At 69.6% G+C, this 14,909-nt stretch carries 16 protein-coding genes, 1 tRNA gene and 1 pseudogene; 5 read left to right on the top strand and 13 right to left on the bottom strand.

Features of this window, described 5'->3' with window-relative positions:
• Window positions 1-65: 65 nt before the first annotated feature.
• The 9 genes and pseudogenes from ACLLJJ_RS22035 to ACLLJJ_RS21995 all read right to left on the bottom strand — a co-directional run bounded on the left by ACLLJJ_RS22035 (window position 66) and on the right by ACLLJJ_RS21995 (window position 10,133).
• A complete protein-coding gene (locus ACLLJJ_RS22035) occupies window positions 66-2,342 on the bottom strand; it encodes an FG-GAP repeat domain-containing protein (protein WP_434594250.1) in 2,277 nt (758 codons plus the stop codon).
• A 116-nt stretch (window positions 2,343-2,458) separates the two neighbouring features.
• Window positions 2,459-2,671: a hypothetical protein gene (locus ACLLJJ_RS22030; protein ID WP_434594248.1), complete on the bottom strand. Its 213-nt coding sequence runs from the start codon at window positions 2,669-2,671 to the stop codon at window positions 2,459-2,461.
• A 417-nt stretch (window positions 2,672-3,088) separates the two neighbouring features.
• A pseudogene (locus ACLLJJ_RS22025) lies at window positions 3,089-3,262 on the bottom strand (IS5/IS1182 family transposase); the annotation flags it as partial.
• Window positions 3,263-4,426: 1,164 nt separating this feature from the next.
• Window positions 4,427-5,209: an ABC transporter permease gene (locus ACLLJJ_RS22020; RefSeq protein ID WP_434594246.1), complete on the bottom strand. Its 783-nt coding sequence runs from the start codon at window positions 5,207-5,209 to the stop codon at window positions 4,427-4,429.
• On the bottom strand, window positions 5,206-6,201 hold the full coding sequence (locus tag ACLLJJ_RS22015; protein WP_434594243.1) for an ATP-binding cassette domain-containing protein: 996 nt from the start codon (window positions 6,199-6,201) through the stop codon (window positions 5,206-5,208). The genes ACLLJJ_RS22020 and ACLLJJ_RS22015 overlap by 4 nt, the downstream gene beginning before the upstream one ends.
• A 73-nt stretch (window positions 6,202-6,274) precedes the next feature.
• The gene (locus tag ACLLJJ_RS22010) at window positions 6,275-6,916 is read right to left on the bottom strand and encodes a PadR family transcriptional regulator (protein WP_434594241.1); all 642 of its coding nucleotides are present in this window, start codon (window positions 6,914-6,916) and stop codon (window positions 6,275-6,277) included.
• Window positions 6,917-7,098: 182 nt separating this feature from the next.
• Window positions 7,099-7,653 (bottom strand): DinB family protein, encoded by a 555-nt coding sequence (locus ACLLJJ_RS22005; protein WP_434594239.1) that lies wholly within the window; start codon window positions 7,651-7,653, stop codon window positions 7,099-7,101.
• A gap of 104 nt (window positions 7,654-7,757) precedes the next feature.
• Window positions 7,758-9,215 carry an aldehyde dehydrogenase family protein gene (locus ACLLJJ_RS22000; protein WP_434594237.1) on the bottom strand — a complete coding sequence of 486 codons (1,458 nt, stop codon included), beginning with the start codon at window positions 9,213-9,215 and terminating at the stop codon, window positions 7,758-7,760.
• A 54-nt stretch (window positions 9,216-9,269) separates the two neighbouring features.
• Complete coding sequence (locus tag ACLLJJ_RS21995) at window positions 9,270-10,133, bottom strand: helix-turn-helix domain-containing protein (protein WP_434594235.1); 864 nt, start codon at window positions 10,131-10,133, stop codon at window positions 9,270-9,272.
• 298 nt (window positions 10,134-10,431) lie between these two features.
• On the opposite strand from ACLLJJ_RS21995, the gene ACLLJJ_RS21990 reads away from it, so the two are divergent.
• Entirely contained in the window at window positions 10,432-10,926 is a 495-nt protein-coding gene (locus tag ACLLJJ_RS21990) for an ATP-binding protein (RefSeq protein WP_434594234.1), read from the top strand.
• Between the two features lie 152 nt (window positions 10,927-11,078).
• Here ACLLJJ_RS21990 and ACLLJJ_RS21985 read toward each other — a convergent pair whose 3' ends face one another.
• The 4 genes from ACLLJJ_RS21985 to rpmG all read right to left on the bottom strand — a co-directional run bounded on the left by ACLLJJ_RS21985 (window position 11,079) and on the right by rpmG (window position 13,241).
• Window positions 11,079-11,321, bottom strand: a complete 243-nt coding sequence (locus ACLLJJ_RS21985) for a DUF397 domain-containing protein (protein WP_347123927.1) — start codon at window positions 11,319-11,321, stop codon at window positions 11,079-11,081.
• Window positions 11,322-11,576: 255 nt separating this feature from the next.
• Window positions 11,577-12,728 (bottom strand): CobW family GTP-binding protein, encoded by a 1,152-nt coding sequence (locus tag ACLLJJ_RS21980; RefSeq protein ID WP_434594230.1) that lies wholly within the window; start codon window positions 12,726-12,728, stop codon window positions 11,577-11,579.
• The gene (locus tag ACLLJJ_RS21975; RefSeq protein WP_434594227.1) at window positions 12,728-12,976 is read right to left on the bottom strand and encodes a type B 50S ribosomal protein L31; all 249 of its coding nucleotides are present in this window, start codon (window positions 12,974-12,976) and stop codon (window positions 12,728-12,730) included. The genes ACLLJJ_RS21980 and ACLLJJ_RS21975 overlap by 1 nt, the downstream gene beginning before the upstream one ends.
• Window positions 12,977-13,076: 100 nt before the next feature.
• Window positions 13,077-13,241 carry a 50S ribosomal protein L33 gene (gene rpmG, locus ACLLJJ_RS21970; RefSeq protein ID WP_434594225.1) on the bottom strand — a complete coding sequence of 55 codons (165 nt, stop codon included), beginning with the start codon at window positions 13,239-13,241 and terminating at the stop codon, window positions 13,077-13,079.
• A gap of 49 nt (window positions 13,242-13,290) precedes the next feature.
• Here rpmG and rpmB point away from each other — a divergent pair, with 49 nt between their 5' ends.
• From rpmB to ACLLJJ_RS21950, 4 genes are all read left to right on the top strand, one after another.
• Window positions 13,291-13,527, top strand: a complete 237-nt coding sequence (gene rpmB, locus ACLLJJ_RS21965; protein WP_434594222.1) for a 50S ribosomal protein L28 — start codon at window positions 13,291-13,293, stop codon at window positions 13,525-13,527.
• Window positions 13,527-13,832 (top strand): 30S ribosomal protein S14, encoded by a 306-nt coding sequence (gene rpsN, locus ACLLJJ_RS21960; RefSeq protein WP_434594219.1) that lies wholly within the window; start codon window positions 13,527-13,529, stop codon window positions 13,830-13,832. The genes rpmB and rpsN overlap by 1 nt, the downstream gene beginning before the upstream one ends.
• Window positions 13,833-13,871: 39 nt before the next feature.
• Entirely contained in the window at window positions 13,872-14,372 is a 501-nt protein-coding gene (locus ACLLJJ_RS21955; RefSeq protein ID WP_434594216.1) for a hypothetical protein, read from the top strand.
• Window positions 14,373-14,745: 373 nt separating this feature from the next.
• A tRNA-Met gene (locus tag ACLLJJ_RS21950) sits at window positions 14,746-14,819 on the top strand.
• Window positions 14,820-14,909: the final 90 nt, after the last annotated feature.

Below are 14,909 nucleotides of genomic sequence, written 5' to 3'. Positions count from 1 at the left end.
GGACCGTCTGGGCGACCGTGCCGACGTCCCGTCAGAACAGGGTCACCGGATGGAGGCCGACGTCGTCAGAAAACCGAGTTGACGGGTGCCGAGTCCCAGAGCAGGTTGCCCGGGGCAGCGGGCTTGAACGGGACCGCCTTGTCGCCGGTGCCCGCGTAGAACTTGGCGCCCGAGGTTCCGACCGCGTAGAGATCGGCCCGCCCGTCGCGGTCGGCGTCGCCGATGCCGACGAGGTGGGTGAAGACGCCCCAGCCCCCGCCGATCCTCGTGCGCGGGGCGTAGGTGCCGTCGCCCTTGCCCTCGTACAGCCACAGGACACCGGCCTTGTCGCGGGCGACGAGGTCTCCGGCGGAGGTGCCGGTGATGTTGCCGGTGGCGGTGAGCTGGTTGTAGATCCCCCAGCCCCAGCCGATCTTCTTGCGGGGTGCGAACGGCGCGCTCGTGTTGCCCGTGCCCTTGTAGAACCACACGTCGCCGGCGGCGTCGGTGGCGAGGAGGTCGGACTTCCGGTCGCCGTTGAGGTCGCTGCCGCCGGTTATGTTGTTGTAGATCTGCCAGCCGCCGCCGATCTTTGTACGGCCAGCGAAGTTGCCGTTTCCGTTGCCCTGGTAGAGCCAGAGCACGCCGACCTTGTCACGGGCGACAAGGTCGCCGGCCGGGCTGCCGGCGATGTTCCCGACGGCCTCCAGCTGGTTGTAGATCTGCCAGCCGCCGCCGACCTTCACCCGACCCGTCGAGTACGGCTGCGGCGCGGACGCCACCTTGGCCGAGTCGTCGCGCCACAGCACGCCCGCGGCGTCACGGGAGAGCAGGTCCGGTGTGCTGTTGTTCGTGTAGTCGTGCAGGCCGGTCGTGCGTGTGACCTTGAAGGTGCCGGTCTGCGCGACGTCCGGACCGATGCCGTTGAGCGGGGAGGCGGTGAAGTCCCAGGCGTAGTCGCCGCTGGGCGCGAACTCCTTCATGCCTTCGGCGTTGGGGAGCATCCCGTCCCAGCGGAAGTCGACGGATCCCTTGCCCTCGTAGGTGGCCGCCTGCGCGAAGTCGTACCGCACGCTGCGGCCCGTGCCGACATGACGCACCGTCACGAAGCCCTGGGCGTTGGTCCGGGAGAGCACCCAGCGGAGCAGGGCCTGACCGTTGTTCTTGTCGAGGTCGACGACCGGGGGAACGGCCGCGGTGTGCAGCGTGAGCACGGTCGGCTCGCCGGTGCTCGCGATGAGCGTGGCGGTGGGCTTGCCGTCCGCCCCGAGTACGATCCGGTAGACCCCCTCGCCGTGGGCGACCGTACCGCCGCGCACCAGGAGCGCGCCGTCGGCGGTGGGGACGGTGGACGAGGCGTGGTCGAGGAGCTTGACCGTGGATTCGTCGACGAGGTTGACGGCACTGAGCGCGAAGCGTGGGGACTCTTCGGTCGCGGCGGCGCCGCCCGGAGCCGCGTACGTGACCCAGTCGCCCAGGACGCCGATGTGCGGGCGGACGGAGTTGCCCAGGTCGGCCGCTTCCACGGCCGACGTGCCCCCCGAACCGTCGCGGGTGGCGTACATGAGCTTGGCGTGCGCGGACGTCGGGGCGTCGACCCAGACCCAGCGGTCCCCGGAGAGGGCCGTGTCGGTGTCGTACGCGGACACGCCCACCTCGCGCTTCTCGACGACGGAGGCGGTGGCGACGTCCACGACGGCGAGGTAGGAACGGTCGGTGTCGGCATCCGCCGAGACGTACCGCACGAGCGCCGAGCTGTCCGACAGAGCCTCGACGCTCTGGACCCTCGAGTTCGGCGTGAGGCCGGTCACCTGCCGGTCGCTGCCCGCCTGGTTCCCCTCGCCGATCAGACGGAGCTGGCCCACCTTGCTCTGGCCGTCCCAGGACGAGAAGACGAGAGTCCTGCCAACCACGCCCTTCCAGTAGAGCCGGGTGTCGGTCTGGTTGACGACCGCGGGGTCGCTGCCCGGCGACGACATGTCATGGAGCAGATACCGGGTCGTGCCGTCCTCCTTGGCGACGACGGTGTCGGAACCGCCGCCGCGGTACCCGCTGTACCACTCCGGGAGGACCGTGGTGGTGCCGTCGACGGTGCTGGTCCAGCGGTAGTACGTGTGGTCCCATCCGCGCTCCACCGACAGAAACCCGGTCGGGCCGACACTGAGGATCTGGTCGGTGCGGGGGATGGAGATGACGCCGTCGACGGTCGCCTGCGCGTCGGCGGGTCCGGCGTCCGCGGCGACGGCAGCGGTGGGCGTCGCGGCGATCGCGGGCGCCGTCGCGAGGCTCGCACCGACGGTCACGGCCAGAACGGTGGCGACGGCCGCGACGAGCTGATGTCGGGCGGGACGAACATGGATCAAAGCGGGTTCCTCTCAAGCGACCGGGCGCGCACCAGGGGCTGCGCGCCCGGTCAGACTGTTGATCACGTCAGAAGGTTGTGCTGGGTGGCGATGTCTCAGACAGCCAGAGGTGTCGCTCAGGCGAAGTGGTCGTACCGGCGCTTGGCGCCGTCGAAGTACACACCGACCTGCTCACGCGAGCGGAAGGGTACGCGCCAGTCGCCCGTGCCCTTGGAGAGGTACGCGCCGTGGGGGTTGGCAGCGTTGACGGCGTACGGGTCGGGGCGCCCGTCGCGGTTGGCGTCGCCGACGCCGACGAGGTGGGTGTACGTGTTCCAGCCGCCGCCCACCCGGATACGGGACGCGAAGGTGCCGTCGCCCTTGCCCAGGTGCAGCCACGAACGACGACACGCCTCACGGCCTTGACGGGCTTGGTGAGGTCTCAGTCGACCTCGATGTACAGACGAGGATGAGCGCAACGGTGGCCGACGGCTCCGGAGGGTGCCTCAGGAGCAGCCCCCTGCCAGGGTGCTCCGTATCTTGGGATCATCCTCACCCTGGAGCGTCGGCGCGGTGCCTGCCTGCCCGCCTGCGGCTGCTACTGCCCCGCGTTAGGAGTGTCTGTGTGGCCGAATGGTCCTCCGTCGTCGCTCCACGCGTGCAGGGCGGTGAGGAGGTCCGTTCGGGCCTGCTTCAACCGCTGCACTGCTGCGCGGTGGGCCGTGATGACCTCCGGGGCCTGAATAGCTTGTCGAACGTCAGGATGAAGCCGTGACCAGCAGCACCCGGTCCTCAAGCGGCAAGCTCCACGGCCGGCCTCTGCGGACCGCGTCAGCTCCTTCGTGCCGCAGCTGTGTCACCAACATGCCGAAACAGCGGGGGCTCAACCGGGTGAACGGGGCTATCCAGGACGGCTGCGACGCCGTGATCACATTAGCCACGACGGGAGCCTCACACGGTTCCCGCCGTGGTAGGTGTGCTGATCACTTGCTGGACAAGCGAAGATCTCCGGATCAGGTCTCACACCGGACACGGCCGGAGTCGAAGGTGATCTCCAGTGCGATCCGCCCGCTGTTCGGGGCACCCTCTTCTCTCGGGAAACAGCGGGAGGACGCACGACGGTTCCGGGACATGTCTGCCGCGACAGACGCGAATGTTGAGCTCCGGGAGCACCCGGCCCATGGGGGTACCCGATGATGTGTCCTCCGGTCATTGAGCTGCCCGTGACCATGCGCGGGAGTCGCCCCCTCCGGACCTGTGGCAGCACACAGGGACGCATGACCATGCGGGTGTCACGGGACGGGGGAGGGACGTGGGGTGAGCAGCAAGACGTCATCGCTGAGGACACAGACGAGATCGAAGAGTTCACGCTGACGTTCCCGCCCTGCCAATGCCCCCAGCACAGGGGCGGAGCGTGATGGACCACCTTCCTCTCCCTGGGCTGCCGCCAATGGACCTGCAGGCGTGGCGAGATGCTCGACTGATGGCCGAGAACGCCCGTAATGCCTTGGAGGACGCCTTGTGCGCGGCGGGGGTGGACGCACACGGCTGCAGGAACCTTCGGGGTGCTGTCGACGCGATCGGCCAACCCTGTGTCTGTGTCCACTTCCCGCTCATGCCCGCTGCTGTGGTCGAGCGGATGGCGGAAGCCCTGCGGGCCACGTACTACCAGCCAGAGGGGGAACTACAGTCATGAGAGGAAAGCACGCGTTACAGGTCTTGGGCGTTGTCCTGGTGGTCGTGCTCGCCACGGGCGCTGAGGAGGGTGGCTGCAAGTCGAGTGATGACGGCAAGGGACTGCCCCCGCCAAAGGCTGAAGGTGGCCGGGCGGGTGGAGCCTGCACTCATCTGATGACAGGGCATTTGAGGACCGGCGTCTGGGGCGGAGCCCCCACGCGGCGGCAGCCACACATATCACAGCCGGGATGGGGCGGGTCGGGGAACAGCGCCGCAGGCAACCCGCCCCTTCCCGCCGCGTCATGTCGCGGCTGCCGCCGAGTGGCGGGGGCCGGGGAGCTCGCCCCGGGCTCGGGAAGGGATGGGGCGGGGCGGGGAGCAGGCCCCCGCGCAGGGGCCCGGCCGCCCCGCACTCCAGCCCCCGGCCCCTACCGGCTCAAGCGCCCGAACCTTCGTACCGCCAGCGGGAAGAACACCACCAGCAGCAGCACCGGCCACCCGACCGCCAGCAGCCCCGCGTGCTCGGACGCCCAGGATCCGCCCGCGCTCCCCGGGTAGCCGAACAGATCACGCGTCGCCGTCGCCGTCGCCGACATCGGGTTCCACTCCACGACCGTGCCCAGCCAGCCCGGCATCGATCCGGGCGTCGCGAACGCGTTGGAGAGGAAGCCGATCGGCCAGATCAGGATCTGGACGGCCTGCACCAGCTCCGGCTTGCCCGCCACCATCGCCAGGTAGATCCCGATCCACAGCATCGCGAATCGCAGGAGAAGCAACAGCCCCACCGCACCCAGCGCGGCCGTCGCCCCGTCGTGCCAGCGCCAGCCGATCGCGTATCCGACCCCCACCATGACCAGCAGCCCGAGCGCCGACTGAAGCATGTCAGCGACGCTCCGGCCCACCAGAACCGCCGACGTCGACATCGGCATGGCCCTGAACCGGTCGATGACGCCCTTGCCGAGATCCTGGGTGACGGCGATCATCGTCGCCTCCAGGCCGAAAGCCATGGTCAGGGCGAACATGCCGGGCACCAGGTAGTCGATGTAGTCACCCTCGACGCCCCGGCCGCCGCCCATCAGATAGCCGAACATCAGCAGCAGCATCACCGGGAAGATCAGCCCGACGACGATCTGCACCGGCTGCCGCGCCCAGTGGGCGAGCTCGCGCCGGGTCATGGTCCAGGAATCGGTGACCACCCATACCGCGCTCATACGACGGCCCCCTTGCTATCGACCTTGCCTGCGGTCCGGCTCTCGGCGGACTCGCCCTTCCCGCCCGTCAGTTGGAGGAAGACCTCGTCGAGCGTCGGCCGGCGCAGCGCGATGTCCTCCGCCTCGATGCCGGCCGCCTCCAGCTCCCGTACGACCCGGGCGAGCGCCTTCATCCGGTCCGCCACCGGCGCGCTGACCTGCCGCCGGTACTCGTCCGTCTCGGCCCCTGGCCCCATCAGCACGGCCGCCGCGCCCAGTTGGCGCACATCGTGCAGCACCACGTCGACACGGTCCCCGCCGACTTTCGCCTTGAGCTGGTCCGGCGTGCCGTCCGCGATGTTCCTGCCCTGGTCGACCACCGAGATCCGGTCGGCCAACTGGTCGGCCTCCTCCAGGTACTGGGTCGTGAGCAGGACCGTCGTCCCTCCGCCGACCAGCGAGCGCACCGCGCCCCAGACCTCCGTACGGCCGCGCGGGTCGAGCCCGGTCGTCGGCTCGTCCAGGAACAGCACCTGTGGCTCCGTGATCAGCGAGGCCGCCAGGTCGAGCCGCCGCCGCATGCCGCCGCTGTACTGCTTGACCGCCTTGCGCCCGGTGTCCGCGAGGCCGAACCGCGCCAGCAGCTCGTCGGCCCGCGCACCCGCCCTGCGCGCCCCCAGGTGGTAGAGCCGCCCGAACATCTCCAGGTTCTGCCGGCCGCCGAGCTCCTCGTCGAGCGCCGCGTGCTGCCCCAGCAGCCCGATCCGCCGCCGGATCTCGCCGGCCTGCGAGCGCACGTCGTATCCGGCCACCTCCGCCCGGCCCTCGTCCGGCCGCAGCAGCGTGGCCAGGATGCGCACGACGGTGGTCTTGCCGGCGCCGTTGGGACCGAGCACGCCGTGCACCGTGCCGCGCTCCACCATCAGGTCGAGCCCGTCCAGCGCCCGCTTCTCCCCGTACCGCTTGTGTACTCCCTCGACGGCGATCACCGCGTCGGTCTGACTCAATGCCATCTCCTCCAGAGATCGTAGTCAAACTTGACTACTTCTCCAAGATAATCCCCCGATCGACATTCGTCAAACTTGATTAGCGGGAATCTCCCGCATGGGGCACGCCCGTCGCGTACGGGTTCACGTCACCCTCCTGGAGAACCGCCACCGTCGGCTCGCCCTCCCCCGCGAAGGTGTACGCGCCACCCTCGATCCGCTCGATCAGGCCGCGCGTCCACTCCGCCCCGGCGTCCGCCGAGTGCACCCACATGTGCATGATCTCGCCGATGTGGCCGAGCGACTCGGGGCCGTCCTCGGGCGTGTAGTAGTCCGTCACCGAGGAACGCCACGCCTCAAGTCCGACCACCCGCCGCTTGAGCAGTTCGATCACCTCGGCCCGCTCCAGGTCGACGATGAATCCCACGCCGGCCGACAGCACGTCCATTTTCTGGTCGTGCGCCGTCAGGGCCTCCCGGAGCAGCGCGAGGAACTCCTCGGCGCCCTTGTCGGTCAGCTCGTACTCGGTGCGCGGCGGGCCACCGACCGCGCTCGGGGCGATCTCGTGGGCGTGCAGCATCCCCTGCTTCGCCAGCTGCTTCAGGGCGTGATAGATCGACCCGGGTTTGGCGTTGGACCACTCGTGGGCGCCCCAGAACTCCAGGTCGTTGCGTACCTGATAGCCGTGCGCCCGCCCGTGCTGACGGACGGCGCCGAGGACCAGCAGCCGGATCGCTGACATCGCCGCACCTCTTCGTTCTCTGCCTCATGACCCTCTTCGGGCTACTCAATTTTGACTAGCCTATCGGTAGGGTCCTGCTGCCGTTCACAGCCGGGGCGCGGCGCCGGACGCCCCGCGGGCCCGACCTCGAACGCCGCCGGACGGGCCGAGATCCGACTGTCCGGACAGCCCCGCGCGGCGGTCTAGCCCCAGCCCTCGCCGCCGCCCTGCTCCTCCGCCACCAGGTCGAAAGCCCCCTTGCCGTCCAGCGATTCGCGGACGATGTCGGCATGACCCGCGTGCCGGCCCGTCTCCTCCACCATGTGCAGCAGCAGCCATCGCATCGAGACTTCCGCGTCCTTGGGGAACCAGGGCGCCTCGGGCAGCGGGAAGGTGTCGTTCAGGCTCGGGACCTCTCGGACGAAGCGCTCCGTCTCCGCCGCCACCCCGGCCCAGAACGCCAGCACACCGGCCACCGTCTCGTCGCCGACCAGCCGGAAGCTGTCGCCCCAGGTCGCCTCGGTGCGCCCCACCTCGCTCGGGCGTTGCTGCGCTATCCGCAGCCAGTTGAGTTCCGTCTCGGCGACGTGCTTGAGCAGCCCGGAGAGCGACAGCTCACTCGCGCTGGGGCGGGACGCCGCCTGCTCGTCGGTGAGGCCGAGCACGGAGCGGCGGACCGCCCCGCGCTGCGCCTCGACGAAGGCCAGGAGCGCGCCGCGCTCGTCGCCCGATGCCTCTGCGGGAACGTGAGTGACCATGGTGTCCGCCTTGTTCGCGTGTGAGTGATGCCTCCACACTACGAACCCTTGCGGTCAGGTCCTGTCCGCAATCAGCACGCGGGCCGGGGTGCCGAGCAACGGGCTCAGAACGGGAACCTCGACCGGCCGTGCTGCACCGAGATCCACTTCTGGGTGGTGAACGCCTCGATCATCGACTCGCCGTTCAGCCGGCCGGAGCCCGAGTGCTTCTCGCCGCCGAACGGGACGATCGGCTCGTCGTGGACCGTGCCGTCATTGATGTGGATCATGCCGGTGTTGATGCGCTTGGCCAGCTGCACCCCGCGCTCGACGTTCCCGGTGTGCACCGCGCCGCTCAGCCCGTACGGGGTGTCGTTGGCGATCCGGACGGCCTCCTCCTCGCCGTCGAACGGCACGATGAGCGCGACCGGACCGAAAATCTCCTGCGACAGGATCGGCGAACCGGGTGCGATGTCCGTCAGCACGGACGGCGCCACGAGGTTGCCCACGGTCTGCCCGTGCAGCAGCGCCGTCGCGCCCGCCGCGACCGTCTGGACGACCAGCGCCGAAACCGCCTCGGCCTGCGAGGAGTTGATGAGCGGGCCGATGTGGGTCTGCGGGTCAGCGGGGTCGCCGACCTTCAGCGTGCCGACCTTGGCGACGAACTTCTCGGTGAACTCCTTCTCCAGCCTGCGGTCCACCAGGATGCGGTTGGCGGCCATGCAGACCTGCCCCTGGTGCACGAACCGGCTGAAGACCGCGGCGTCCACCGCGTAGTCGACATCGGCGTCGTCCAGCACGATGAGCGCGCTGTTCCCGCCGAGTTCGAGGATGGCCCGCTTGAAGTTCGCCGCGCACACGGTGGCGACGTGCTTGCCGACCTTGTCCGAGCCGGTGAAGGAGATGACGGAGGGCACCGGGTGCTCGATCAGCGCGTCGCCGATCTCCGCGATGTCGGTGATCACGACATTCAGCAGCCCGGCGGGCAGCCCGGCCTCCTCGAATACCTTGGCGACCAGGGAGCCGCCGCATATCGGCGTGTTCTGGTGCGGCTTGAGCACCACGGCGTTGCCGAGTGCCAGGGCCGGCGCGACGGACTTGATCGACAGGAGGAAGGGGAAGTTGAAGGGGCTTATGACACCCACGACACCGACCGGGAGGCGGTAGACCCGGTTCTCCTTGCCGTCGGTCGGCGAGGGCAGGATCCGGCCCTCGGGGCGCAGCGCCAGCTGGACGGCCTCGCGCAGGAACTCCTTGGCGAGGTGCAGCTCGAAGGCCGCCTTGAGCCGGGTGCCGCCGAGCTCCTCGACGATGGCCTCGGCTATCTCTTCCTCGCGGTCCTCGACGACCCGCAGGGCGCGCTCGAAGACCAGCCGCCTGCTGTATGGGTTGGTGTCGCCCCAGGCCACCTGTGCGCGCTCCGCGGCGCGGTAGGCCTGGTCCACCTCGTCGGCAGTCGCCACGGCTATGGAGGCCAGCTTCTCCCCGTTGTACGGGTTGAAGTCGATGATGTCCCAGGAGCCGCTGCCCGCCCTCCACTCACCGTCGATGTACTGACTGGCCAGCTCGGTGAAGAAGGACATGACACCCCTTGGTCGCAGGACTCGCGCATGACGTGGCGTCATCGTACGGGTGTTTCAGAGGAGTTGGAGTAGACCACGGAGGACGTCACGACTCTCCGCGGGACCCGGACTGTCGGCTTTCAGCCGCCCCATCACGCGTTCGTACTGGGCGACCTCCTCGCGCTTGTCCAGGTACAGCGCACTGGTCAGCTGCTCCAGGTAGATGAGGTCGGAGAGGTCGGACTCCGGGAAGCGCAGCATCGTGAAGGCGCCGCTCTCGCCCGCGTGCCCGCCGAAGCTGAACGGCATGATCTGGAGCGTGACGTTCGGATGCTCCGAGATCTCGATCAGGTGCCTCAACTGCCCCTGCATCACGGAGCGGTCCCCATAGGGTCTGCGCAGCGCGGCCTCGTCCAGAATGGCGTGAAAGCGCGGCTGCCGCTCGGAGACGAGCACCTTCTGGCGCTCCAGTCTCAGTGCGACCCGCCGGTCGATCTCGGCGCGCGGCGCATCGGGGATCCCACGACTGACGACCGCGTGTGCGTACGGCTCGGTCTGCAAGAGGCCGTGCACGAACTGGACTTCGTAGATCTGGATCTTCGAGGCGGCGGCCTCAAGGCCGACGTACGTCTGGAACCAGCCGGGCAGCACATCACCGTAACTGTGCCACCAGCCCGCCACGTTGGCCTCGCGGGCGAGGCCGAGCAGTGACTCGCGCTCCGTGCCGTCGCTCACGCCGTAGAGGGTGAGCAGATCCTCGACATCCCTGGCCTTGAAGCTCACCCGTCCCAACTCCATGCGGCTGATCTTGGATTCGGACGCACGGATCGAGTAGCCGGCCGCCTCGCGCGTGATGCCGCGCGTCTCGCGCAACCGCCTCAGCTGAGACCCCAGCAGGATGCGCCGCACCACGGAGCCGCTCGACTCGCCTGCGGTCACTTCTCCAACCCTCCACAGTCCGACAGTGCGAAAACGGAGCACCACCCCCCGGTGCTGCCCGAGTGCCGCAGTCTGCCATCAAAACCCTTCAGCCTGTACTCATTCGGTTACGGAAATGGCAAACGGTCCGCAAGGCAACGAAAGAGATCGTAGGGAGAAATGAGCAAGAACCGGCACGGGGGTGGACAGGTCCGGCACCTGCACGTGCATCTGCCCTTGCATCTGCCCTACGCATTCGGAACCATGGTCCGCGCGCACCTGCACGCTCTTTCGTACGCGAATCCTGGGAGTGCCTCGCATGGGGACGAATGGATCGGCCATGCTCGAGCCGTTAAGGCAGGGGCTTCCCCCCATCGACCCCGCAGCAGTGTCCAGCTCCGCGTCGTGCGCACTGCCCGCGAGATACGAAGCGGTCCGGGGGGCGAGACAGTTCACCAAGTCGACGCTCGGCCAGTGGAACCTCGGCGAGCGCTTCGACGACGTCTCCCTGGTGGTCTCCGAGCTCGTCACCAACGCCCTGCGGCACGCGCTGCCCGCCGACACCCCGCGCGAACAGGATCCGACCGTACGGCTGCACCTGATGCACTGGACCTCCCGTCTGGTGTGCGCCGTGCGCGACCCCAGCCAGGAGAGCCCGGTCGCGCGCGAGAGCGACGACTTCTCGGCCGAGTCGGGCCGCGGTCTGTTCCTGGTGGATTCCTTCAGCGACAGCTGGGGCTGGCACCCGCTCGCCGGGACACTGCACGGCAAGGTCGTCTGGGCACTGTTCCGACTGCCGGGCGGACAGCCGTAGAAAACCGGCCGCCGGACGGGCAGCGCCAGCAGAAAACCGCCGGGCGGACAGCGACAGGAAACCGGCCGCCGGCGGCGGGGCGCGGCCAGAAAGCGCCTACTGCCAGGGCGGCCGGAGAAACCGCTGACGACTTTTCGGCCGAATACAGACGGTCAGCCGCCGGCGGTCAGATGGTCGAACTCGCCCGCCTTGGCGCCGATCAGCATCGCCTCAATTTCGGCAGGCGTGTAGACCAGGGCGGGTCCGTCCGGATGGCGCGAATTGCGCATCGCGACATTCCCGCCCGGCAGTTTCGCGAACTCCACGCACGAGCCCTGCGAGTTGCTGTGCCTGCTCTTCTGCCAGACGGCCCCGTGAAGCTCTGTGGCCGCCATGCCGTTGTACGCGTGGTGCACAGGTCGCTCCCGGAAGCGCAGATGTCAACTGCTCCGGATCATAGCTTCGTTCACTTGCCAATGCATGGGCAGATGCACGTGCACGCGCGGTGGCCCCCCGATTACAGAAAACCGGTCGCCCGGGGCAAGTACGGCGACAGGGCCGTCTTTCGCTCATTCACGATCGCACGGGGGCGCCGAAAGTGCGGTGGCACGGAGACCCTTGTCACACGGCCGGTGCGGATCTTTCCGCGATACGAAATGCAATACGGGCCGTCACACCTCCAGCAGTGAATCGAAAGCGGGCGGCAAGCGCTTCCACGCCTCGCGCCCGCCGGCGTACTCCGCATCCGTCAGCAGGCAGGACTCCAACAGCCCTTCGAGCCCATCCCGGTCCAGGCCGGGCGAGGTGAAGACCAGGTGCTGACAGCAGTCCCCGTGCTCGGGGTGCCAGTCCATCGCGGCAGCCGCCCTGCGCACCGGCGGCACCATCTCCCACGCGGCGTCCGGCAGGGCGGCCAGCCAGGGCCCCGCGCTCTCCACGCACAGCGCCCCGCCCGCCGCGTCCCACGCCAGCAGCGTGTCGGGCCGGTCGGCGAGCCAGAACCGGCCGCGGCTGCGGGCCGCCGCACAGGTCAGGCCCTCCCGGGCCGCGTACAGCCGCCCGGGGTGGAAGGGCCTGAGCCGGTGCCACACCAGGGTCCCGACACCGGACTCGTCCGCCTCCTGCGGCAGCAGCGCGCAGGCGGGGTGCTGCCGCTCGGCGGCGGCCCGCACGTCGAAGCCCGCGAAGGCCGCCGCCGCCAGCTCGCCCGAGGCGACCCGCACCCGGCGGGCCGTCGGGTGCAGTTGGGCGAGCAGCGCCTCGTCCGTGTCGTCGGCCTCCTCGCTCTCCACCACGGCCAGCACCGGCGCGTACTCCAACTGGCGCGCCCAGGTGTCCGCGACCGTCCGCCGGTCCGAGGCCGCGGCGGCGAGCCCGGCGTCGGCCAGGTCGTCGCCGCAGCCGAGGTAGGGCAGCAGCAGCGCGGGATCGACGGCCGTCATCACACCGGTCAGGTCCAGGACGTCCCCGCCGTGCTCGACGACGACCTCGGCCATCCCCCTGGGCTCCACGGAGTCCCACAGCTCGACGATCGCCAGCCGGGTGCGCCCGTCGCCGGCCAGCAGCTCCAGCTCGGGCACCAGGTCCTCGCGCAGCGCGCAGCAGGCGCAGTCGTTGACCAGCGGCGCCTCGCCGGAGGCGCGCTCGCCCAGGCTGTCGCGGACGCTGCGGCGCACCGTCCCCCCGGCGGCGGTGGAGAGGTCGTGGTGCAGCGCGACGCTGCCGGGCACCGTGCGCAGCAGCCGCTCCACGACCTCCTTGCGTGCGTCGGAGTGCAGCCCGCCGACGATCACGACGGGCAGCTTCGTTCCCTCCCCCTTCATCACCTGCTCACCCCGAAGCGGCGCTCGAAGCGCTCGACGCGTCCCGCGGTGTCCAGCACGCGCGCGGTCCCCGTGTAGAAGGGGTGGCTCCGCGAGGAGATCTCGACGTCCACGACGGGGTACGTACGGCCGTCCTCCCACTCCACCGTCCTGTCGCTGACGGCGGTGGAACGGGTGAGGAAGGCGAAGCCGCCGGCCTTGTCGCGGAAGACGACGGGGCCGTAGGGCGGGTGGATGCCGTTCTGCATGGTGTGTGCCTCTTTCTTGTACGTCGGCTCTCTTGCGCGGGGGCTCTCTTGCGCGGGGGCCCTTTCGTGCGGGGCTCTTGCGCGCTTCGGCCGAGCCGGTTCAGCGCTCTTCGCGGTAGTCGACGTGCCTGCGGACGACGGCGTCGAACTTGCGGAGCGTCATGCGGTCGGGGTCGTTCCGACGGTTCTTGCGGGTGACGTAGGTGTGGCCGGTCCCCGCGGTGGACCTGAGTTTGATGATCGGGCGGACTTCGTCGCGTGCCATGTGGTTAGTATATGGAAATGGTTTCCATTATCAAGAGGAGCGATTCGCCTTGTCCGCGCACTGCCAGCTGACCGGCGCCAAGCCGGGCTTCGGCCACCACATCTCGCACTCCCACCGGCGCACCCCGCGCCGCTTCGACCCGAACATCCAGCGCAAGCGCTACTGGCTGGCGAGCGAGGGCCGCCATGTCCGCCTCACCCTCAGCGCCAGGGCGATCAAGGCCATCGACTCGATCGGCATCGAGGCCGCCGTCGCCCGGATCCGCGCGCGAGGGGCGAAGGTCTGATGGCGAAGAAGAGCAAGATCGCGCAAAACGAGAAGCGCAAGGCGATCGTCGAGCGCCACGCGGTACGCCGGGCCCAGCTCAAGGAGGTCCTCCGCAGCCCGGCCACGGGCGAGGCCGAACGGGTGGCGGCGCTGCGCGCCTTGCGACGTCAGCCGCGCGACGCGAGTGCCACGCGGGTGCGCAACCGCGACAGCGTGGACGGCCGACCCCGGGGGCACCTGCGGAAGTTCGGGCTCTCCCGGGTGCGGATGCGCGCGCAGGCACACGCCGGGTTCCTCCCCGGAGTGCGCAAATCCTCCTGGTAGCTTGGCGCGTTCGGATCTGACGAAACTGGGGAGACCGGAGTGCGCAAGCACGTACGTACCACCACCGCCGCCGTGGCCCTCGTGGCCGCCCTCGCACTGACCGGTTGCAGCAGCGACAGCAAGGGCGGTTCGGACGCCGACGCGAAGGACAAGGGCCAGGGCGGCAGCACCGGGCAGAGCAGCCCGCCGCCCGCCGGTGACGCCGGCGCGGGCGCCAAGGACGTGGCCGGGAGCTGGACGGCGATGTCCGGCGGCAAGGTCCTCGGTCTGGTCGTCCAGGGCAAGGACGCGGCCGTCGCGGGCGCCGAACGGGTCTGCTCGGGCACCGTGAGCGAGGACGGCGGCGTATCGCTGTCGCTCAAATGCGCCGACGGCAACACCGACCGCGCCAAGGGTGCGGTCACGCCGTCCGCCGACGGCGAGACGCTCACGGTGAAGTGGGAAGGCAGCGGGATCACCGACTCCTTCAAGAAGTCCGGTGCGGCCGACAAGCTGCCCGAAGGTGTCCCCTCCGACATGCCGAAGCTGCCGGGTTCCTGACCGGAGCGCCTCCTGCGGAGCACTTCCTACGTACGGGCCGCGGCCCCCTCACGTGCGGCGGGCGCGGTGCGGGCGGGGCGGGTACGGCGGCGCGGATACGAGCGGGCACGGGTCCGGCGGGCGCAGGTACGGCGGGTGGTCGCCGCGCGGGGCTTGTCCCCTGCCCGCCCGTTCCCGGACCGAGGCTCCACCCGCAGCTCGGGCGCCCTTCGGACCTGTCCTCGAACGCCGGCGCGGCCGGCATGGGCGGGGTCGCCAGGACGGCCTGGGGCCCCCGTGGCGGGCCCCAGCGGGGCGGAGACTTCGGGAACAGTGCTCGAAATGGGGGCGATTTCCCGTTGAGGTCCAAGTGGCGTAGAGTTGCATTCAACGACGCGGGGTGGAGCAGTTCGGTAGCTCGCTGGGCTCATAATCCAGAGGTCGCAGGTTCAAATCCTGTCCCCGCTACTGTGAAAACAGGCCCGATGCTTAGGCATCGGGCCTGTTTTTGTTTGCCGTGACGGCCGCCCATGAGCCCCGCCCATGAGCCCTTGGGCC

The organism is Streptomyces sp. A5-4 (genome assembly GCF_051131715.1).
Lineage (GTDB): Bacteria > Actinomycetota > Actinomycetes > Streptomycetales > Streptomycetaceae > Streptomyces.
The sequence above is the reverse complement of the archived record's forward strand: the minus strand, read 5'-3'. Positions and strand labels throughout refer to the sequence as shown.